Genomic DNA, 19,399 nt, shown 5'->3' with positions numbered 1-19,399 from the left:
TACCCTCAGTGCACGGCCACTTCAGGCTGCGCTGTTCTCCGCAGGCAGTTTTACCGCGGGTGCGCTGATTCCTTTGATTGTGGCAATGACGTATTCAGGTATAGCCGTTATTGTCTTAGCAGCTCTCCTGGCGCTTGTATTTCTGGGGGCATTAGCTGCGATCGTGGGCGGCGCACCGGTGATGCGCAGTATCATTCGCATCAGTTTCTGGAGTAGCCTGGCGATGGGTTTATCAGGAATAACAGGTGTGATGTTTGGGCATTTTGCAGGGTAAGTGAGGCGAGAGATCGCTAGTCCCCTCGATACTGAAATCTGAGGGGTATTAATCGACTATTCCGTCGACATCAATCCGGGCGGGGCCAAAGTGACGGCGAATGGAAAAATCAATGACTTAAGTTCCAGTTGAGCATTAGCAAAATGAGAGGCAATGCCGCTGTCTGGGGTTTTGCACTTTTCGGGTAAAACCTCATTCAGAAAAAAATCATCCCCTGAGCAGCCAGCCAGCCAGATGATGGCTGAGCGTGCTGACGTGAGCGAAGTATCAAACATTCCCCGACGCCATAAAAAACGAAATCTTTGACAGAATGGCCTTTATCCTTAAAGTGAGAATTGATGATATAAACAACAGCTCACAGATTTATACCTGGCCGAAGAGCAGGGCTATCCTCAAACGAGGGGGCTGGATTAAGCTTCAGGACGCGGGTGGTCACTGTGACCACTCGTAATAAAATCAGTGAGTTATTCATTAAATATCTGGCTTCCAGCTCTCCTAAAGCAGACAAAGTGACGGTCGCGAACAGATTAAAGGCTTAGGCTTTGTTGGAGTGTTCGCTCTTTCTGAGAAGTCATTGCAACAACCTGAAGGTTTTGCACTGTTTCGGCAAAACCCTTTCGGGCCTGACTTTCATTTTCTTAACCGACCAACAGCTTGTTGATGATCAATCACTGTGGCCAGCAGGACGTGGAAAATTGAGCGGGTCCTCCCGGCAGGGTACCCTGTCCACGAGGCGGCGGCCCCGCGGAAAACGGCTGATTTTTGCATTTTCATGGTGGCGGCGGCAGGTCTCTTAACTCAATGAAAATAAAGAATAATTTACGTGATTACCTGTACACTTTTTTTATGGGGGTGTCATTAGACCAGTTTTTAAGTTACTGAAATTAATTAATAAAAATGGTTTTCACCTGCCAGGTTGAGCTGCCTATATCGGATGTGCGTAAAATCGGCAATATTTGTCACCAGAGGATCCCATCCTGGTTATGCAAACACCACACCTGTGTACCCGCTGGCAAAAGGAACCTAAATATTCGTTTGTGGTGAAATGCAGCCTGAATAGCGTCAAAGGGCCGGGCTACTTTATTAAGCAAATCATTTTCGAACCAGGTTTATTCATGCAGGAAGGTTGTTTACGAACGCTGAATTCAGCTCGTTATTTCGTTATAAACAGTGGGCATATCTGAGACACTGGTCAGCTGGGGGTATTTATGGGGGTATGAACAAAAATCGAATGCAGTATATTTCTTAAAAATCATGTGCTTGTTGTATTCGTTTGAATCCTGTAGGGGTGCCAAACAAAATCAATCACTTAACAACCTCCTTCAGCCTTCAAAATTTCCCGTGGGACTGATTTGGGACACGACTGCCAAAAATCGCGTCAATTTGCCTCGCATGCTCTGTCAGATGATTCGGTGCCAGGTGAGCATACCGCTGAACCATTTCGATGCTCTCCCATCCGCCTATCTCTGTGCTGATGCCAGAGCACGACATGACAAGGCGAAACGCCAGCTCACTGGGGCATAAGCACCCTGATGAATTATTCTCGTTGACAGTCAACGCGCAATGCCTTTTTAGACAGGAATTATATAAGTTAACCTGACCATTCAGGATAGATGCGATGTTTCCTGCCAGACAGATTTTCTGAACCGCTGTCAGTCAGGCGCGGATGACGATATTCATTGAAAATATTTTAGAAATAATTATGGCACCTGACTCGGGATCGCGTCAGGCCATTCCTGCTAAATACTTACGGCCGTTAATATCAACCTGTCACCTGTTAAGCGGGGATGGTAAATAATAATTAACCTTTTATAAAAACTTTGCGGGCTATTTTTCTCGTTCTGGTTTCGTGGCGTTACGGCTGGATGATAACAGGTGTTTAACGTTGGCACGATTTTAGGTCAATCGAAGAAAATTCAATCATCATTTTTTTCATTAAAATCAATGGTTTTTACCATTTCCCCTCGGCGGATTCAGAATTATTGCGCCAGGAAAAGAACAGGGTGTCAGCGGTAGCATATCGGTGAAAAATTTCCTGGTGCGGACGGTTATGAGCTAGGTATTGATTATTTGCATGCAAGAATTATTTCTCTCAAAAATTCGTTGGTTAATTTTATATTGAGAATGTCACTAATATAGCGATGTGTAGCTGCGTCAATCTGAACGACAGGTCCGAAATGAATTTTAAAATTAACCATTCCGGGTGATGAATCTGCGTCACACAATGCCGATAACACATTCATATCTGACACTCTCATCTACTTACAGCGAGAATTAATATGAAAATATCCACCCGACTTGCAACGGGCTTTGGCCTGCTTGTTGTACTTTTTATTATCTGTACCGGCATTGCGCTCAACGCCCTGAGTAATGCGAGCAAAGGTATGGACGATGCGGTTAACGTCAAAATGAAAAAGTATCAGCTGGTGCTGGATATGCGTGGCAGCATCAGGGATATGGGCATTGCGGTTCGTAACCTGGCGCTCTTAACGGATATTGAGGCAATGAAGCCTGAATGGGAGCGCGTACAAAAACAAGAAGCGCAGTATATAGCCAGCCGCAAGGCTTTGGCTGAGGTGATGCAGGAGGATTCAACACCGCAGGGGCGGGAAGTCATGAGCCGCATTACTGAAGCTGAGGAGCCTGCACTTGCGTCGCTGAAGCAGGCTGGCCGGCTCGGGCTTGAAAATCGTGCCGAGGAAGCCACTGCCTATCTGCTGAATGTCACGCGCCCGGTGCAGAGTACCTTGCTCAAAGCGCTTAATGACATGACGCTGGTTCAGATGAAAAATACGCAGTCCGCTGTTGAAACCAACAGTCAGGCGACACGCCGGGCATCGCTGATACTGATGTTGCTCGCGGCCGCATCAGCACTGCTGGCAGTGGGAACATGCGTTATGACCATTCGCGTACTGATGCGCCAGCTGGGCGGCGAGCCAGTGCAGGCGCAGACACTTGCGGCGACCATTGCTTCTGGCGACCTGACGACGCCTGTAACGCTGCGAAACAATGACAGTACCAGCCTGATGGCTTCTCTGGATGGCATGCAGGCAAACCTGCGTGGTCTGGTATCAAAGATAAAAGACTCTGCTGCTTCTGTGGCGCTGGCAGCGGATGAGATATCACAGGGCAATACAGAATTGTCATCCCGCACCGAGGAGCAGGCTGCAGCGCTGCAGGAAACTGCGGCCAGTATGGAGCAGCTTACCGCCACCGTGAAAAGTAATACGGCCGGCGCGCAGCAGACCGCTGGGTCTGCCCGGGATGCGGCAACGCTGGCACGCGCAGGTGAGGCCGACGTACAGCGTATGTCTGAAACCATGAATGAGATCTCATTGAGCGCGACAAAGGTAAGGGATATCACCTCCGTGATCGAAAGCATTGCCTTCCAGACCAACATTCTGGCGCTCAACGCAGCCGTGGAGGCTGCCCGGGCAGGTGAAGAAGGACGCGGTTTTGCCGTGGTTGCCGGTGAAGTCAGAACGCTTGCACAGCGCAGTGCAAATGCTGCTCGCGACATCAAACAGCTGATTGAACAGGCCGTTGAGCAGGTCGAAAGCGGCGTTGAGGTGGCAGCAGGTACAGGGCAGAGCATATTGAAGATTGTCAGCATGGTGGGCGAACTGGCAGAGGCCATGGATAATATTTCACTGGCTTCTTCAGAACAGATGCAGGGCATTTCTCAGGTTAGCATTGCGGTAAGTCAGATGGATGGTGTCACGCAGAATAACGCTGCACTGGTTGAAGAGTCCTCTTCGGCGTCTCAGTCTCTCTCTGAGCAGGCGCACGCTCTGCGGGGGATGGTAGACACATTTCGTGTCTGACGTAAAAAGGGCAGAGCGTTCCTGAGTAGAAATCAGACTAAGGACGCTCAATAACTTACGTGCATATTGGGGATTGAGTCGGGCGGGGTAGAAAGATGTTTGCTGAATTTATTCTGCAGCCGTCCCGACTTTTCAACAGAAACCTATCCCTGCATGTCAGGCTGGCCAAAACACGCTGGCCTTATTTCGCAACCTTTGATGGGGTCTGCGAATTGGCTTGAGACGTTACGCTGTTTATTCTCACATCTGGAATGCGGTCGGTTGCTGGGGTGAGTATTCGCTGCCAATGCGAAAGCAACCCGATAGCAGGCACGGTTTCCGCAATCTATCCGGGATGCTATAAATGCATAAATGATTTGCATGGATGCCATGATGAAAAAAACACTCTCACTTATCGCCGTCATGTTATTAGTCGGCTGCCAGTCCCATACTAAACAAACAGCAAGGCAGTCATTCAGGTTTCCAACCGCTTCCGAGATAAGAAGCCAGTGCGAATCGCAAGCCTCCTCGCAATTAGCAAATAAAGATACCCATCTGTGGCTTTGTCAGGCCGTTTCCGCAATACAGTATCGGTTTTTTGACGCGAATTTATATCACGGTAAGACCTGTGATTTGGTCATTACGCAACCCTTAGGCCAGCCACCGACAAACGTCACTGCGCAGGGCGGAGATGCTGATCTGTGCGCCGTTGCTATCGATGCGGTAAAGCAGGCGATAGATGCCAACACCATTCCCATGCGGCCTGCGTATCTGAAAGAAAAGATACCGGTGCGTTTTGCGCCCTAACTGCCTTTGTCCTGATCAGACCGTTGCTGCATAAGCGTAACCATAGGTAACAAAGTTCACCGTTTAACCCCTGTATATCACGCCGTCAGTTCTGCCAGGCTATGCTCAGCATTACTGACATAACACGTATCTTTATGGAGATTTACGGCAATGAAAAAACAGTGGATTGCGGCCCTGGCAGCGGCAGGCCTTCTTTTAGTCGTTAGCGCCCAGGCAGAGGCAAAAGGGTGCCTGAAAGGCGCTGTCGCTGGCGGCGTGGCAGGTCATCTGGTTCATCATGGCGTTGCCGGAGCGGCAGCTGGCTGCGCGGTGGGCCACCACATGGCCGCCAAAAAACAGAAAGAGGCGGAACAAAAGCAACAGCAACAGTAAACCGCGCCGGGCATATTCAAAGCCGGGTGATAATCTTTTGCGACTGGCTGAGAGCGATGTCTGATTTAGCCCTGGCCAGAAATAAGTCTTATAAATATGAAAAAGCGTCGCGAAGGACGCTTTTTAGGTTTTGCTGTCAGAGGCTGGGCTTTACATCGACAGTGTATGGAACTGAGTAGCTGCAGCTTCCAACTGGTGTCTTCTGCTTTGTGATGAGTCTTTGCCTCATCAGTAAGTTATCCAACCCCGCAACTCTCTACTCAGAATCCAATATTCACCCGAATCATAATCATCTGGTCGCGGGTTCGCTGTGCATCAAGCCCCAGCGTTCCCTGGTAAGCGATTCCGGGCGTGATATTGTGCGGCAGCAGAAAATCGACCGCGGTGCCTGCCGTTAACGTCTGGCGGCTCGGCTCGGTCAGCGGTACTCGCCACGTGTCGTTGCCCGTATCAGCATAACCTACACGAGCGATACCATTGTTGCTGAGTGTCTGCGCATACTCCAAACGGCCCTGCAAGCGCAGCGCGATTTGACCGCTCGTTACCCGATGTTCACCGCGCAGCCCGGCGCCACCAATGATCTGAGAATCCGTTTGCGGGGCATAAGCCAGACTATATGCGCCTGCGCCGGACTCACTGTAACCATCAAGCCATGTGCGGTAATACTGCAGGCGGCCATAAGGTGACAACAGGCTATCTGTGGTTCGCAGTTCATAGCCTGAGGTCAGCGAGGCGAAAATCTGCCGTCCGGAGCGGCTGCCGCGAGCTTCACTGGAAGTGCCGTTGATGACGCGTTTGCTATCGAAGTCCATCACGCCATGCCCAAGCAGGCCGTCCACGAAGAACGTCCCTGGATGATAGCTGCCATACAGTGCTGTGCTGAATGCGCGCCCGTTGGTCCGCGTGCCGCTGTCGCCAATGTCGCTGACGTCACGGCCAAAACCAATACCTAATCCTGCCGCGACGGCGGAAGTGAAGCGGTAGTCGGCACCGGTAGACACGCCCACGGTGGTATGACTGAAATGCACGCCGCCGGCTTTATCACCACCAAAATCAACATAGCCGCCTGTCCAGTAAGACAGGCGCTGTACCTGCCTGTCGGTGGAGAAGGGCAGCGCGGGGAGAGAGGGCTGCGCCGGACGGTGATCATTGAAGGCTTTCTGCTGCCACGCGGTTACCCACATTTTCTCGTCAGCATCATGCTCTGCCTGAGCCGATGGCAGCGAAAAGCGGATACCGTTGATGTCCGAAGGGAGTTCGCCGCCGCTGTGTAACTGTTCCAGCCTGTCGCTGAAGTTTCGTAGCTGCGCGCGAGCGAAACTCTGCGCGGCACGATACTGAGCGCTGACCAGACCAACGACGTCTGCGTCCTGCGCAGGGTTGGGACGGGCGGTAATCGTCAACGTCACGCTGGCCGGCGGTGTTGTGCCGGCAGGGCCGATCAGCACATAGCGCAGTGCGACGCTGCCACTGGCCTGTGCGGCTGCGGTGAAAAACAGCTGAAACTCACTTCCCGACGCATGTATTTCAGCTTTGCCGAGACTGCTTTCCGGTTGATCAAGCAGCTGCGCACCGGTAAACGGACCGCCTGTCGCACCGCTGGTCAGGTTCACCATGACCGACTGACCGGCAACAAGCGTGGCGCTGTGGTCAGTGGCCTGAGGCCCGGCAGCCGTCACCGACAGCGTGTAATTAACCCGCAGGGTAGCGCCGACAGCATCGGTAACCTGAACACTGAACTGGCTATTACCGGCTGCCTGTGGCACACCGCTGAGCTGTCCATCAGCGAACGCCATGCCCGCAGGCAGCGTTCCGCCAGACAGCCAGCGATAGGGCGCGGTTCCTCCCGTCACGCTGAAAGTCTGTGCGTACATTTTTCCTGCTTCAGCTGGTGGCAACTGACCGCCTGCGGGTTGTAGCTGCAGGACTGACTGCGTAGCTGCCGTGACAGCCAGGGTATAACTGGCTGTGCCGCGGTTACCCAGGCTGTCTGCTGCGGTGATCTGAAAACGATAATTCCCGGCTGCCTCAGGTGTGCCTGAGAGTTTGCCTGTCGGGCTGTCCAGGCTGATGCCTGCTGGCAGGTTAAGCGCGCTGAAAGAATAGGGAGCCGTCCCGCCTGCTGCGGTCACTGTTGTTGTCCAGTCGCTGCCGGCGGTTGCAGGCTGCAGCGTTCCGCCGGGTGGCGAAAGCGTCAGGACGGACTGCGACACGCTGATTAAAACCTGCGCGCTGCTGGAGGTTCCGCTACTGTTGCTGGCGGTGTAAGTGAGACTGTCGCTTCCCGAGAATCCTGCAGCAGGTTGGTACGTTATGCTGGTGCCGGATACGGTAATGCTGCCGTGTGAAGGTGGAGTAATGATGGTGATGGACGTCGCGACGCCGCCGGAAAGGCTGAGAGGCAGCGTATTGTTGTTGCTGTTGGCGGCGACCGTGGCGGTACTGTTGCTGGCTGAGGGGGCCGCAGCGTTGATAGTCAGCGTGTAGCTGGCGGAGCCGCTGGCGCCTAGGGCGTCCGTCGCGATGACCTGGAAGTGATAATTTCCTGCCGCTGCGGGCGTTCCGGACAGCGTACCGGCGGATGCGTTCAGCGACAGGCCTGGCGGCAAAGCGGTGCTGCTCCAGGTATACGGAGCCGTGCCGCCTGAGGCGGTGAGCGTCTGCGACCAGGTGTTGCCGACCGTCGCGGCGGACAGCGCACCCGATGTCGGTGACAGCGCCAGCGCGGGAGCGCTGACAGTCAGCGCTACGGTAGCATCCGCAGAGGTTCCACCCCCATTTGCGGCATGCCAGACAAAGCTGTCGCTGCCGGAATAACCTGCTGCCGGCGTATACATCACGTCAGTACCTGAAACCGTGGCGCTACCGTGCGCCGGAGGCGTTACGAGAGTTACCGACGTCGCCGCCCCACCGCTGAGCGCCAGCGAAATAGTGTTATTGGTGCTGTTGGCCGCAACGGTTGAACTGCTGTTTGCCGACGCTGGCGGCGCTTCTGCACGGGTCACGCTGATGCTGTACCCGCGGGTGGTGCCATCCTGCGCGCTCACCACCACGGAAATAGTGTTGCTTCCGACGTTCAGCGCGATGGCCTGCGAGGCCGAACCCGAAGCCACTGATGAGCCATTGACTGTCACCGTGGCATGGCTTTCATTCACCACCGGCGTTACCGTCACCGACGAAACATCGAAGTTAACTGATGCGCTGTAATTGCTGGTGGCGGCACTGAAAGAGGGTGAGAGCGCGCCGGCAGACAATGACAGGCCTGACAGCGTGGCATCGCTGGATGACGATGTTGCACTGGTACAGTTAAATACGAGGTTACTGATCTGTCCATGCGAGGTGGTAACCCGCACGGCCAGCCCGTTGGCCTCCAGACTGCCGGCCGGCACGGTGATTGTCACGGTGTGGGAAGAGGTTGTCGTTGAGTTTACGGCGTTGTAAGTCTGAGCATTACTCAGGTCAAAACGGGCCACGCTCAGACTGTCGGCGTTCATGGGAGTGCCGCCCACAGCAGAACCGCTGTCGGTAAAGCTCAGCGTCAACGCGTCGCCAGCGGTAAAGTCCGAGGCAGGATACCTGTTGGCGCTATAGGACAGAGAGGTGGAACCTGACAGGGCATTGACGGTAGCACAGCCGTTAGATAACGCTGAGGCTGACGGAGTGATACCCCAAAAAAAAGCAGCCGTTATCAGCCAGGCGTAAATACGCCCGGCGGTTAAAGAAGCATTCATGCGCTACCCAGAGATGATTAATATTTTTATGTTTTTTATGTTACCGGGAAGCGACGATGACAAAAGCGTAATTAAGGGAGTAAAAACCGGCTATCACGCGGGTTAGGCAATAATACGCGAGTGCGTTGTCTGAACTCATGCTGTCACATCGGCTCAGGCTCTCTCATCGAACCAGTTCTGAAACCCCGCTATTGCATCAGGCATCATGTCGCGTGCGCGTTCCATAATCAGGGTCTCCGCAGAGCGCAGTCCGTTCTGCGGGTGCGAGGCCTCGCACAGTGCCAGAGCCAGGTCTGAAGCATCAAGCATCGCCAGGTTGACTCCGACGCCAACCGGCGGCATCAGGTGAGCGGCATCGCCAATCAGGGTGATGCCCCGCCGTGGTGCCCAGCCAAAATCGGCGGGCAGGCTGTAAATCGGGCGTCTGACATAGTCATCGGTGGCGTTCACCACCAATTGCAGGGAAGCGGCCCAGTCGCGGTAGCTGTCGCGCACCCAGGCGGTGAGGCCGGAGGAGGCTATGTGTTGATCGATGACATCAGGGGCGCGCTTCATCGCCGCATAGACGCAAATCCTCCCGCCGCCGTTGCGTTGCGTGACCAGCGCCTGCGCACCGCCAAAACTGAACGCGGTCCCGTTGCCGGCAATGCTGTTGATTTGGTCGGACGGGTGATCTATCCAGCCTTCGAAAAAGGTAATGCCGGTATAAACCGGACGTACCGGCGTCAGGTAACTGCGGACCCGCGACCAGGCACCGTCTGCACCAATCACGATATCGGCTTCGTAGCGCCTGCCGTTTCTGAACACCAGCCCGTGCGCTTTTTGCCGGCCATAGTCAACGTAATGCAGTTTGTGATCCCACTGCAGGGTCTGCGGTAACAGGGCGCTCAGCAGCAGGTTTTTCAACTCGCCGCGATCGATCTCCGGTTTATCCATTTCACCTTCCGGCGTGAATCTGTCGGCCTCAACTTCTCCGGTAAGGTAATTCAGCATCCGGCTTTCCTGATCCTCATGCCTGGCGATACTGATGAACTGCTCCAGCAGGCCCGCTCTGCGCAGTGCCGCCTGGCCACTGTCAGCATGCAAATCAAGCGAACCGCCCTGACTCCGCGCAGCATCCGCCGGCTCATCCTCAAATACCGTCACGTTAAAACCGTGGCGCTGAAGAATCACGGCCGCCGTGAGGCCTGCCGGGCCGCCGCCCACGATAGCGATAGTCAGTTTGTCCGACATGTCTTTTCTTCCCCAATGCGAAAGTGGATACTGTATAATCACAAAGTTGACATATCAACTAAGCGACGGGATAAATAATGGGCAGCACAGAGATTTCAGACGCAGAGTGGCAGGCATGGCGCGGATATCGCCGGCTTGCTGAAATCATCACCGGACGCATTGTCAGAGAGATCAATGAGGCGACCGGGTTGTCCGGCCCGGATTTCATGATCCTGATGGAAATCAACCGCAGTCCGCAGGGCGTACTGCTGCAGCGTGAGCTGCTGGAATACCTTGAATGGGACAAGTCGCGGCTATCGCACCAGCTTTCACGTATGACCGCCCGGGATCTGGTACAGCGCAGCCGCGCGACTCGCGCAGGGATTTCAGTCCGCATGACAGAGGCCGGGAGCCAGCTGCTTGCTACAGCGCGGCCGATACATGCCGCGGGCGTGCGGCGAAATTTCCTCGATTTGCTGACGCCGGAAGACATCGAAGGGCTGATCGCCATCACCGGGCGGTTACGGCAGTCAGCCAGCGGTTTTATCGAATAATTCCCGGCCGATCAGCTTCAGACACTCCTTCTGCAACCGGCACAATCGCGGCAGCCGTTGACGGGAGCATGTTAAAGAGTAATTAAATCAGTGGCTTGTGTTTTTCGCGCTGTCAGGCTGTTGACAGCCTCTTCAGGCTAGCTCTAAATTGAGCGGTCGCTCTAATTTTGAGCCTGGTCCTGCCGCTGATGGTGAAAACAATGTTACTGAGAGCCTCCTCCCGTTTCTGGCGTTATCTGATGAAGAACCTTCTGACGTATGCTGCCATTCTGCTTGCCGGCGGGTTAGCCACCGCGAATATGGCCAGTGCTGCCGTCACCCATGTCGCTATCTATCGCGCCGGTGCGGGCTGTCCGGGCTGCTCAGAAATGGTCCGTAAAGCGCTGGAACAGAGCGGTCTGCCGCTGGACATCGCTTATGTCGGAGAGCAGGAAAAAATAAAGGTCACGCAGGATAACCTCGCCAGTTTTGATGTTTACATCCAGCCCGGAGGCGGGCAGGACATCCCCGGCGCCTTTGCTGCGCTGGGCGACGAAGGGGCTGAGGCCATACGCAAATTTGTCCGCAATGGAAAAAGCTTTCTCGGATTGTGCATGGGCGCGTATCTGGCCGATGAAAACTGGCTGGGGCTGATCCCCTCATCGCTGTACTCTGAAGTCATGCGCAAGGGGACTAACATACCCGACGAAGGCGATTACGTTGTCGATGTTGTCTGGCAGGGGAAAACCGAAAAATTTTATTATCAGGATGGTCCTTACCTGAATGCCGAAGACGCGCACGGCTTCGTCGCTCTGGCGCGCTATGCCAACGGTGATATCGCGCTGGCGAAATATACTTACGGTAAAGGCACGGTGCTCCTGAGCGGACCGCATCCGGAAGCGGATGAAAGCTGGATGGCGCCGGAGAAAAACAATCCGGCCTACACCTCAGCCGGCAGCAAGATGGCCAGACTGATTAATGATTTAAAGCCCGGGAGGTAAGCGGCTATGTGGAAAAATCCCCGCTAGCGACAAAGTTTCTGCAAGGCGGCCATTATCTCAAGAAAAAAATGTGTCCGCTTATCCGCAGAGTAGTTAAGAATAAGCGCGCTTGAATAACCGTCAATCAGGGCGTGAAGATTACGCGCCACCTCGTCTTTACCTGCTTCGCTGAGGTGGCTAAATGCCTGGCCGGATAAGCCCTGACGGATGATCGCCGTCCACGTCTGCGTGCTGGAGAGCAGCAGCTGCTCAAATTGCTTATCCCTTGCCGCCAGCGGCCACAACTCGAGGTAGATCAACCAGTGAGAAGCCGGCCCGTCTGGCAGGAGATAATCCACCAGCGCACGAAAAAAGGTGTCATGCTGTGAATCATCCCTCTTTTCACTCTCTGCAGAGAAAGCGGCAACGTCCTCATCCAGCATGAAAGCAATCGAGTCCAGCCTCAGCGCATCCCAGTTTTTGAAATAGTGGTAGATGTGGCTGCGGGATATGCCCAGCGTATTGGTCAGATCGCGGGTTGAAACATTGTTGAAGCCGCGCTCCCGAAACAGCTGCAGCGCCGCGAGAATGATATTTTTCTTAACCGTTTCTTTTTTCACGTTCAACCTTAAAAGACACCGTTTTCCTGAACGTTAATTCAGCAACCTGTCGCCGGACCTGCCTTTCTGCGTTACGCCTTAGCGTGTTTCTCTTTAACCAGCCAGCGTACCTTAGCAGAAAATTTTCCCCCTGTCGGGGGTGGGATTTCAGCAGGCCAGCCAGGATTTGAGCGCAGTGCGAGCGCGCGGCTGCGGCGCAAACATGCGCTGTGCAGTCAGGGCGGTGCGGAATTTTAATCAGTCGCCATCCGGTAAAAATCGTGACCGGCCTCACACTTTCTCGTTTCTGACTATACTCAAACCTCCTTATTATCCCGTCATTGACCAGGTCTTGAATCACCCATGGACGATAGCAAGCACAATCCTTCGCAGTCTCAATCCGATGATAGCGGCAGCCTGACGTTTACTGTTCAGCAGCGCCTGTTTTTTGTGGTGTTAGTCGCCACGATGGGCGCGCTCGCGTTTGGCTACGACACCGGCATTATTTCCGGCGCGCTGCCCTACATGACGCTGCCCGCCGCGCAGGGCGGTCTCGATCTCACGCCATTTACTGAAGGGCTGGTGACCTCTGCGCTCACCTTTGGCTCCGCGCTCGGCGCGTTCATCAGCGGTTATGTCTCGGACCGCTTTGGTCGCCGTATCACGTTACGCAGCCTTGCCCTGTTGTTCATTGCCGGGGCGTTAGGCACCACGGTTGCGCCGAATCTGGAAATCATGGTGGTGATGCGCTTTATTCTGGGTTTCGCGGTGGGCGGCGGATCGTCAACGGTTCCGGTCTTTATCGCTGAAATTGCCGGGCCTAAGCGCCGGGCACCGCTGGTCAGCCGCAACGAACTGATGATTGTGTCAGGGCAACTGCTGGCTTATGTCGTCAGCGCCGCCATGAGTTTGTTACTGCACGATCCGGGCATGTGGCGCTATATGCTGTCGCTGGCGATGATCCCCGGCATTCTGCTGTTTATTGGTACCTTTTTTGTCCCGGCCTCACCGCACTGGATGGTGGCGGAAGGGCGCTTCAATGAGGCGCTGCGTATCCTGCGCAAACTGCGGGAAAATCCGCGCGAGATTAAAAAAGAGATGGCAGAGATGCGGCAGAATGCCCGTGAAGCCCGTCAGGGGCCACCCGCGCGCGAACTGTTAAAAGAGAAATGGATTGTGCGTCTGCTGCTGCTGGGCTGCGGCATGGGCATCGTCGCGCAGTTTACCGGCGTCAACGCCTTCATGTATTACACGCCAGTCATTCTGAAAAGTACCGGGCTGGGCACCAGTGCTTCGATTGCGGCCACTATCGGCAACGGTGTGGTATCAGTATTGGCCACCTTTGCCGGCATTAAAGCCATCAGTCATTTCGGCCGGCGCCCGATGCTGATGACCGGGCTGGCGGTGGTGATTGCGATGCAGCTGGCGCTGGGCGCGGTGCTGGTTCTCATGCCGCAAAGCCTGACGCAAAGCCTGCTGGCGCTGGCGTGTATTCTGGTGTTCCTGTTCTTTATGCAGATGTGCATTTCCCCGGTTTACTGGCTGCTGATGTCGGAGTTGTTTCCGATGAAAGTTCGCGGGGTATTAACCGGTTCAGCGGTGGCGTTTCAGTGGATATGCAACGCCGTGGTGGCGCTGGCGTTTCCGCCTCTGCTGTCGCTGGTGGGTAATAAGGCGTTCTTTATCTTTGCCGCAATCAACGTGGCTTCCCTGATGTTTATTGCCGTGATGTTGCCGGAAACCCGGGGGAAATCACTGGAAGAAATTGAATCCCACATGCGCGAGCATTTTGGTGAACCTGCGGATCAAGCCGCGTCATCAGGCTGAATCGTCGTCGTGCTGAGGCAGGTTGCGCCAGCGCCTGCCGACAGAAACCTTTGTCGCGGCACCCGCCGCGGCATTTTTCATGCTCGTTAAATAAATCCTGTTACAGGCTTCATTTCAGAACTTGCCTGCACCGGTTCGCTCAATAGGGTCTACAGTGTGACGTGAGGTTCTCATCAACGTGAAATGGAGGAAGTAAATTTGTCTATTCAACACGACGGGAAAGGGCACGTCATTATTGGCGAAGCGGCACTGAGCCTGGCTTTGGGCAAAAAGAAGATCAGCGTTAATACGCTTATCGACGAGCTCAGACACATGAAACGCGCTGGCGGCAGCGACACACGTCTGTCCGCGATTTCAGAGGCGATCGGCTGGCTCAGAAGCTTTGATGAGCCTGAGCAGGCCGCGATCCATGTGCCGTACCTGCAGACGCTTGCAGGCCTGAACGACGAGAAGAACTGACGCCATAAGACGTAGTCCGGCTCTGGCCGGAAGACGACAACGTAGATGACCTCATCGGACGCGCGTTAGCGTGTACCGGCCGGAGAAAACTGTCAGGGATGACGTCTTCACCACCATCAAACCTCGTATTAACGATTTTCGGCAACGCGGCATGTGGCAACGGATGCGGGCTTTAGCGACGGATGTGCAACGCGCTGAAGGTGAGCGGATGAATCAAACGATCAGCGACCAAACAGCATCGCCAGCAGGGAACGTGCCTGTTCCGCTTCGACGTCATCGTCCGTGTCATTGATGTGCCCGATAAGCTTGAGGCAGATCGCGGTGCGCGTCAGCCGACGTTCCTGACGCAAAATTTCAACGGTGATGCGTCCCAGTAGCGCAATCTGGCGGGGATCGGTGACCTGACTGAAGTAACCGGCTAGTCCGGTATTGTGACAAGGCGGCAGCCCGTTGTTTCTCATTTGTCCACCTGCAGCACACGATCATCTTGTAGGGCGCAAAGTAACCGATACGATATCGTCTGTACAGCAACAATCCTCTCCCCGTGTCAGGAAATCAGCGGGTTGTCCAAACCGATACCGTTTTTCCTGCCGCTGAACCCAGCCATCATGCCGGTTATTTCAGCGCGTAAGCCCCTGAGATTAAGGTGTTAGCATTTTTTGCACAAGAACGTAGCTAATACAGAAACAGTATTGCTGTACAAGTTTTATTTCTTTGTATAAGTTTACGCACAGAGAGAAGCGACGGTATTTTAACCATTCGAGGGGTTCATCATGCGTCAGAATGTTGCAAAATTTCCAGACAGCGCCAGTGAGATTGCCCGCTATTTCAGCAGAGCGACAGCACCTACTCAGCAGGAAACGCTGGGGCAGATTGTCGTTGAGATCCTGCGCGCAGGAAAAAACCTCAACCGTAAGGCGATCTGCACCAAACTGCTGAGACGCCTTGAGGTCGCGGCAAATTATGAAGAAGAGCGTCATTACCAGACGCTGATTGGCATGCTGTTTGAACGCTGATACGAAAAGGGATAATCGGTGGTACCTGCAGCATGCGCTTTATGACCCGGGAAGGGTCAGCCACTTGTCCGAAAGGGCACAGTCCCGCAGGGGGTGGGCATGCAGAGAAGTCAAATTGAACGTTTAACCGAAATCGTTCTGGGCGAGGCGGTGGTCAGGCTGCTCGATAATAATGAACGAATCAATGTGGTGACCGTTTCAGCCCGGCTCCGGTCAATGGCCGCAGAGGAATTTAATCCCGACCGTCTGGAGGCGATCAGGATCGCCATCAGGGAGCTGCAGATGCAGTCAGCAGCCCGGGAAAATCGTGAAAAGCCGATGGCTGCTCTGGGCGGGATGTCACAACCCAGGGCTGGTAAAAAGCATTAATGACAGGGACGATACGATCTCGTGATTAACCGGAGTGTGGCAGGACGCCCGGCATAACACGGCCATCTCAGGATGGCCGATTTTTTTGGCGACCACCGGGCTGTCAGCAGCGCCCGGTTTACGGATAACTACACATGCAAACCAATGAACACTCATTCAGCGCTGAAGCGGCCCTAATTCACCATTTTCGCAGCGGCGGTGAGCGCTATGCGGCCGAAGCCGCGGCACTGGATGCCGTGATTCGCGACATCGTCATCCATGGCCAAAAAGTGACGAGCAAAACCATCATCCTGTATCTCATCTCAGAGCTTGAGATGACCACCGATATTGTCAAACTGGATGTACTGCGCAACGTGCTTGAAATCGTGGTTGGCAGAACGCCGGATGATGAAGGGTTCTGAAAAGGTTAGTAAGCCGGAGCAGTAGATTAAGCTTAGTGCATCTGCTTCACAAGCATACTGATGGCGTTTAAACAGGCCTGCCGCAGTTCATCTTCGCTTGCCGTTTCGCCAAGATGATGCAGTGCATGGGTAATGTCCTGAAGTGTCAGGTGCTGGTCCGGCTTAAGAAGGCGCGCCACAACCGTTCCAATAACGGCGTAGATATCTTCGGCGGTAGTGTCATCGCTCAAATGACCTCCATCCGTTGGTGGATAAGCATACAGTATAGCAGAAACCACAGCGTCAGGCGCGGCAGATTGTCAGGCAGCGATCAGTGCAGCTTGCCGGAAAAAGAAAAATGCCCGGCAGTGAACGCCTCTTTCTTCACCGCGCTCATCTCCATTTCCCGTCTGACGTCCTCAATGACACGCAGCACAGCACGAATGCGGTCACTGTCTGTTTCGCGGTCAAGCATTGCCTGCAGCCTGTCGTTAAGGGCCGCCCAGCTTATGGCGACGTTATCATCGAGTAACGCCGTTACGGCTTCTCCGATGATGATATCCGCCATTTTATCGTCAAAATTGTTTTTCATCAGTCTGTCCGGCTGCGGTTAGGGCAATGAGCTTACCACAGGAATCTCACCCGGACACATTGAGCACATCAAACTCCGCTAAAAGATGCCCGACGCGGGTTATCGGCGCAATGATCAGCATATTGAGTTGCCAGCGTTGCAAAGAGAATGGTATTTGCATTCGCGCCGGCCATCACGGCGCTACTTTCTGACGGGTTCCGCGGCTTCAGCGCGCCCGCTAACCTCTGAAGCCGCCTGATCCAGACGATAAAGTAAGGTGTCGCCGCGTTCGCAGTAACGCGCCGGCCAGATCATCGCCCCGTTACCGTCCTCCACGTACTTCACACCCAGCGCCTCCACCACAGCCCATGGCTGCGCCAGCGCACTGCGGTACCGAAGTAACTCGCGCGCCATGGAGACCGCCTCCGGTTCGTTCTCCTCCGGATGGCTGGATATAAACTGCAGTCGGGCATCGCTCAGCATTGTCTTCTCCTGTGAGCCTGACGTTTTATCTCTTCAGAGGTTCTGCGTCGTCAGGCTTAACCGCTTTCAGATCGCCTCGCGGCTCTCAGGCCATGCCACGGCGCCGCCCTCAGGCGTAAACAGGCTGCCCTGGAAATCGATGATCCCGGCCGCCTCCAGCCACATCCACTCTTCGGGACGCTCAATGCCGGCCGCAATGACGTTGATTTCCAGCGCCGAACAACAGCGGATGACCGCCTGCATCACCGCCTGCTTCGGGCCGCTACGGTGAATATCACGAACAATATTCGCGCCGATACGTACCCGGTCAGGCTGGACGTGCGCCAGTAAAGAGAGACCGGCCGAGCCGTCGCCGAAGTTATCAATTGAAAGGCTGATGCCAGCCTCTTTCAGCTGTCTGACCGCCGTGGAAAAGTCTTCGAGCCGGGAGATGACTTCCGTTTCGCTCACGCCAAGAATGATTTGCTGCGGCACCAGCTCCGCCTGCGCGATGGCGCTGACCAGCTGACTTACCGCATCGGGAAGATAAACCAGCGTCATCGGCAGGATACTGATATACAGCGTCATGCCATCGGGACAGGCCTGGCCGGCTTTATGCAGTGCGTCTGTCACCACGTTGAGGTCATGAGTGTAACGCTCATGTTCCCCAAGTCCGGCGAGTTGCGCGTGCGGAATCGCCTCAATGGCCGTCACTTCACGGCCAAGGGGATCAACCACAGGGCGGAAAGTGACGCCACTGGCCGGCGCGGGAGATTGCCCTTCTGCGGGGATGAACTCCCAGTAATCAGCCGGCGGCACTTCAAAGTAGTTCTCTTTTTCACGCGCTTCGACAAAGGTTCTGAGGAACTGTAGCCCGCGATCGTCATAGGTCAGCTGATATTTCGACGTGCCGCGATCAAGCACCGCCTGCAGCACACTGCCGCTGTGGTGATTACGCAAATCGAACAGCTCCATGCCGGCATTACCGAAACGCCGCGAAGGCGAGTAGTCGCGCATCAGCTCGACCACATTGTGATGACGCCGGTCGCCACAGATGCGGGCGTAGATTGCCAGAACGCCGTGCTCCGGCCCTTCCAGGATTTGAAAAAAGTGCGTGCCGTTAAACAGCAGGATGCCGGTAACATGATGCTCAGCATTGAGCAGACTCGCTTTTGCCACCATCTCCGGCAGGATATTGACGGGAACATCTTCAGAGATGTGGCTGCGATAAATTATTGTTGTAAGCATTATACGCTCCAGATTGTCGCGATTGTCCTCTGACACCTTAGCAGCATGGGTTAAATTGTGAAACGTCCGGGCTGAGCGCTGCCTGGCGGCTGTTTGAGCCCGGTAAAAGGGGGAAGGCGCGAGTCAAAGGTCGGAAAAGGTGCTGAGCGTGACAGCCTGGCGGCCGCGCTGAAAAGACAAGCGGCGCTTTAAAGCGCCGCTTCGGATAAGCCTGCCAGTGAGCGATAGTGGCCCGTCAGCAGGTCTTTAGCTGTTATACCGCTGCTACTCGCGAGTTTTACCCTCTTCGATAAACTCTTCGTCGATCTCTTCGACGTTTTCCCGGTTGTCGCGGCCGGAGAGCAGATTCCAGCAGGCGATGAACAGTGCAGCGATCAAGGGGCCAATCACGAAGCCGTTGATGCCGTACACTTCCATGCCGCCCAGCGTGGCAATCAGGATCAGGTAATCCGGCATTTTGGTATCTTTGCCGACCAGCAGCGGACGCAGGATATTGTCCACCAGCCCGACCACGATAACGAAAAAGCTCACCAGGAACAGGCCTTTCCACAGCGCACCGGTGGCGAAGAAGAAGATGGCCGCTGGCACCCAGACGATAGCCGAGCCGACTGCCGGAATCAGCGACAGGAACGCCATCAGCGCGCCCCACAGCAGGCTGCCGTCGATGTCGGTGATCCAGAAGGCAAAGCCACCCAGCACCCCCTGAACCACGGCCACCACCACCGTGCCCTTGACCGTCGCGCGCGATACAGCGGC

At 54.8% G+C, this 19,399-nt stretch carries 21 protein-coding genes and 1 pseudogene; 11 read left to right on the top strand and 11 right to left on the bottom strand.

Translation table 11 applies throughout. The annotated features are described in order from the left end of the window. Positions 1–274, top strand: a 274-nt coding sequence (locus FT726_RS21240; RefSeq protein ID WP_346303398.1) for a VIT1/CCC1 transporter family protein, incomplete at its 5' end; no start/stop codon positions are given. Positions 275–330: 56 nt separating this feature from the next. Here the strand turns inward: FT726_RS21240 and FT726_RS21235 are convergent. Further along, a complete protein-coding gene (locus FT726_RS21235) occupies positions 331–549 on the bottom strand; it encodes a hypothetical protein (RefSeq protein ID WP_152391266.1) in 219 nt (72 codons plus the stop codon). Between the two features lie 1,054 nt (positions 550–1,603). Further along, positions 1,604–1,741: pseudogene (locus FT726_RS21230) on the bottom strand (integrase); the annotation flags it as partial. An 812-nt stretch (positions 1,742–2,553) separates the two neighbouring features. Here FT726_RS21230 and FT726_RS21225 point away from each other — a divergent pair. The 3 genes from FT726_RS21225 (at position 2,554) to FT726_RS21215 (ending at position 5,256) form a co-directional block, all read left to right on the top strand. Continuing rightward, on the top strand, positions 2,554–4,098 hold the full coding sequence (locus tag FT726_RS21225) for a methyl-accepting chemotaxis protein (protein WP_058769414.1): 1,545 nt from the start codon (positions 2,554–2,556) through the stop codon (positions 4,096–4,098). A 360-nt stretch (positions 4,099–4,458) separates the two neighbouring features. Then, complete coding sequence (locus FT726_RS21220) at positions 4,459–4,884, top strand: cell envelope integrity TolA C-terminal domain-containing protein (protein ID WP_346303397.1); 426 nt, start codon at positions 4,459–4,461, stop codon at positions 4,882–4,884. 150 nt (positions 4,885–5,034) lie between these two features. Further along, positions 5,035–5,256 carry a hypothetical protein gene (locus FT726_RS21215; RefSeq protein ID WP_136545622.1) on the top strand — a complete coding sequence of 74 codons (222 nt, stop codon included), beginning with the start codon at positions 5,035–5,037 and terminating at the stop codon, positions 5,254–5,256. 260 nt (positions 5,257–5,516) lie between these two features. Here the strand turns inward: FT726_RS21215 and FT726_RS21210 are convergent, their stop codons facing one another. Both FT726_RS21210 and FT726_RS21205 read right to left on the bottom strand, forming a co-directional pair. Then, positions 5,517–8,750, bottom strand: a complete 3,234-nt coding sequence (locus FT726_RS21210; protein ID WP_288422856.1) for an autotransporter domain-containing protein — start codon at positions 8,748–8,750, stop codon at positions 5,517–5,519. Between the two features lie 390 nt (positions 8,751–9,140). Next, positions 9,141–10,220 (bottom strand): NAD(P)/FAD-dependent oxidoreductase, encoded by a 1,080-nt coding sequence (locus FT726_RS21205; RefSeq protein WP_346303396.1) that lies wholly within the window; start codon positions 10,218–10,220, stop codon positions 9,141–9,143. A gap of 77 nt (positions 10,221–10,297) precedes the next feature. Here FT726_RS21205 and FT726_RS21200 point away from each other — a divergent pair, with 77 nt between their 5' ends. Next, entirely contained in the window at positions 10,298–10,753 is a 456-nt protein-coding gene (locus FT726_RS21200) for a MarR family winged helix-turn-helix transcriptional regulator (RefSeq protein WP_215480093.1), read from the top strand. 239 nt (positions 10,754–10,992) lie between these two features. After that, a complete protein-coding gene (locus FT726_RS21195) occupies positions 10,993–11,733 on the top strand; it encodes a BPL-N domain-containing protein (RefSeq protein ID WP_346303395.1) in 741 nt (246 codons plus the stop codon). Between the two features lie 23 nt (positions 11,734–11,756). Here FT726_RS21195 and FT726_RS21190 read toward each other — a convergent pair whose 3' ends face one another. Beyond that, positions 11,757–12,332 carry a TetR/AcrR family transcriptional regulator gene (locus FT726_RS21190; protein ID WP_215480094.1) on the bottom strand — a complete coding sequence of 192 codons (576 nt, stop codon included), beginning with the start codon at positions 12,330–12,332 and terminating at the stop codon, positions 11,757–11,759. Positions 12,333–12,674: 342 nt separating this feature from the next. On the opposite strand from FT726_RS21190, the gene FT726_RS21185 reads away from it, so the two are divergent. After that, on the top strand, positions 12,675–14,138 hold the full coding sequence (locus FT726_RS21185; RefSeq protein ID WP_346303394.1) for a sugar porter family MFS transporter: 1,464 nt from the start codon (positions 12,675–12,677) through the stop codon (positions 14,136–14,138). 198 nt (positions 14,139–14,336) lie between these two features. Continuing rightward, on the top strand, positions 14,337–14,597 hold the full coding sequence (locus FT726_RS21180) for a hypothetical protein (RefSeq protein WP_031279895.1): 261 nt from the start codon (positions 14,337–14,339) through the stop codon (positions 14,595–14,597). A gap of 221 nt (positions 14,598–14,818) precedes the next feature. On the opposite strand, the gene FT726_RS21175 is transcribed toward FT726_RS21180, so the two are convergent. Further along, a complete protein-coding gene (locus FT726_RS21175; protein WP_021508614.1) occupies positions 14,819–15,058 on the bottom strand; it encodes a biofilm development regulator YmgB/AriR family protein in 240 nt (79 codons plus the stop codon). Positions 15,059–15,370: 312 nt separating this feature from the next. On the opposite strand from FT726_RS21175, the gene ycgZ reads away from it, so the two are divergent. The 3 genes from ycgZ to FT726_RS21160 all read left to right on the top strand — a co-directional run bounded on the left by ycgZ (position 15,371) and on the right by FT726_RS21160 (position 16,383). Beyond that, positions 15,371–15,613, top strand: coding sequence for a regulatory protein YcgZ (gene ycgZ / locus FT726_RS21170; protein WP_021508613.1), 243 nt, complete (start codon positions 15,371–15,373; stop codon positions 15,611–15,613). A 99-nt stretch (positions 15,614–15,712) separates the two neighbouring features. Then, the gene (locus FT726_RS21165; protein ID WP_288422848.1) at positions 15,713–15,982 is read left to right on the top strand and encodes a hypothetical protein; all 270 of its coding nucleotides are present in this window, start codon (positions 15,713–15,715) and stop codon (positions 15,980–15,982) included. A 134-nt stretch (positions 15,983–16,116) separates the two neighbouring features. Next, a complete protein-coding gene (locus tag FT726_RS21160) occupies positions 16,117–16,383 on the top strand; it encodes a biofilm development regulator YmgB/AriR family protein (protein ID WP_058757917.1) in 267 nt (88 codons plus the stop codon). A gap of 32 nt (positions 16,384–16,415) precedes the next feature. On the opposite strand, the gene FT726_RS21155 is transcribed toward FT726_RS21160, so the two are convergent. The 5 genes from FT726_RS21155 to FT726_RS21135 all read right to left on the bottom strand — a co-directional run. Beyond that, the gene (locus FT726_RS21155) at positions 16,416–16,613 is read right to left on the bottom strand and encodes a hypothetical protein (protein ID WP_021508610.1); all 198 of its coding nucleotides are present in this window, start codon (positions 16,611–16,613) and stop codon (positions 16,416–16,418) included. Between the two features lie 80 nt (positions 16,614–16,693). Further along, positions 16,694–16,954, bottom strand: coding sequence for a hypothetical protein (locus FT726_RS21150; RefSeq protein ID WP_021508609.1), 261 nt, complete (start codon positions 16,952–16,954; stop codon positions 16,694–16,696). Between the two features lie 180 nt (positions 16,955–17,134). Next, complete coding sequence (locus tag FT726_RS21145) at positions 17,135–17,416, bottom strand: hypothetical protein (RefSeq protein WP_088516275.1); 282 nt, start codon at positions 17,414–17,416, stop codon at positions 17,135–17,137. A 66-nt stretch (positions 17,417–17,482) separates the two neighbouring features. Beyond that, positions 17,483–18,643, bottom strand: a complete 1,161-nt coding sequence (locus tag FT726_RS21140; RefSeq protein ID WP_346303393.1) for a diguanylate phosphodiesterase — start codon at positions 18,641–18,643, stop codon at positions 17,483–17,485. 264 nt (positions 18,644–18,907) lie between these two features. Further along, a partial coding sequence (locus FT726_RS21135) for an AI-2E family transporter (RefSeq protein WP_346303392.1) occupies positions 18,908–19,399 on the bottom strand: 492 nt, incomplete at its 5' end.

Origin of the sequence: Pantoea sp. Morm (assembly GCF_016643525.1) — a bacterium.
In the GTDB taxonomy this organism is placed as follows: Bacteria; Pseudomonadota; Gammaproteobacteria; order Enterobacterales; family Enterobacteriaceae; genus Pantoea; species Pantoea dispersa.
This window is presented reverse-complemented; position numbering and strand designations above follow the sequence as displayed.

What these genes read in the sequence shown, in the direction of transcription:
- FT726_RS21145 (WP_088516275.1), bottom strand. Translation starts at nt 17,416, where the DNA reads ATGCTGAGCGATGCCCGACTGCAGTTTATATCCAGCCATCCGGAGGAG.
- FT726_RS21235 (WP_152391266.1), bottom strand. Translation starts at nt 549, where the DNA reads ATGTTTGATACTTCGCTCACGTCAGCACGCTCAGCCATCATCTGGCTG.
- FT726_RS21165 (WP_288422848.1), top strand. Translation starts at nt 15,713, where the DNA reads ATGCAGAGAAGTCAAATTGAACGTTTAACCGAAATCGTTCTGGGCGAG.
- FT726_RS21205 (WP_346303396.1), bottom strand. Translation starts at nt 10,220, where the DNA reads ATGTCGGACAAACTGACTATCGCTATCGTGGGCGGCGGCCCGGCAGGC.
- FT726_RS21215 (WP_136545622.1), top strand. Translation starts at nt 5,035, where the DNA reads ATGAAAAAACAGTGGATTGCGGCCCTGGCAGCGGCAGGCCTTCTTTTA.
- FT726_RS21195 (WP_346303395.1), top strand. Translation starts at nt 10,993, where the DNA reads ATGAAGAACCTTCTGACGTATGCTGCCATTCTGCTTGCCGGCGGGTTA.
- FT726_RS21200 (WP_215480093.1), top strand. Translation starts at nt 10,298, where the DNA reads ATGGGCAGCACAGAGATTTCAGACGCAGAGTGGCAGGCATGGCGCGGA.
- ycgZ (WP_021508613.1), top strand. Translation starts at nt 15,371, where the DNA reads ATGCGTCAGAATGTTGCAAAATTTCCAGACAGCGCCAGTGAGATTGCC.
- FT726_RS21160 (WP_058757917.1), top strand. Translation starts at nt 16,117, where the DNA reads ATGCAAACCAATGAACACTCATTCAGCGCTGAAGCGGCCCTAATTCAC.
- FT726_RS21225 (WP_058769414.1), top strand. Translation starts at nt 2,554, where the DNA reads ATGAAAATATCCACCCGACTTGCAACGGGCTTTGGCCTGCTTGTTGTA.
- FT726_RS21175 (WP_021508614.1), bottom strand. Translation starts at nt 15,058, where the DNA reads ATGAGAAACAACGGGCTGCCGCCTTGTCACAATACCGGACTAGCCGGT.
- FT726_RS21150 (WP_021508609.1), bottom strand. Translation starts at nt 16,954, where the DNA reads ATGAAAAACAATTTTGACGATAAAATGGCGGATATCATCATCGGAGAA.
- FT726_RS21220 (WP_346303397.1), top strand. Translation starts at nt 4,459, where the DNA reads ATGGATGCCATGATGAAAAAAACACTCTCACTTATCGCCGTCATGTTA.
- FT726_RS21140 (WP_346303393.1), bottom strand. Translation starts at nt 18,643, where the DNA reads ATGCTTACAACAATAATTTATCGCAGCCACATCTCTGAAGATGTTCCC.
- FT726_RS21210 (WP_288422856.1), bottom strand. Translation starts at nt 8,750, where the DNA reads ATGAACGCCGACAGTCTGAGCGTGGCCCGTTTTGACCTGAGTAATGCT.
- FT726_RS21185 (WP_346303394.1), top strand. Translation starts at nt 12,675, where the DNA reads ATGGACGATAGCAAGCACAATCCTTCGCAGTCTCAATCCGATGATAGC.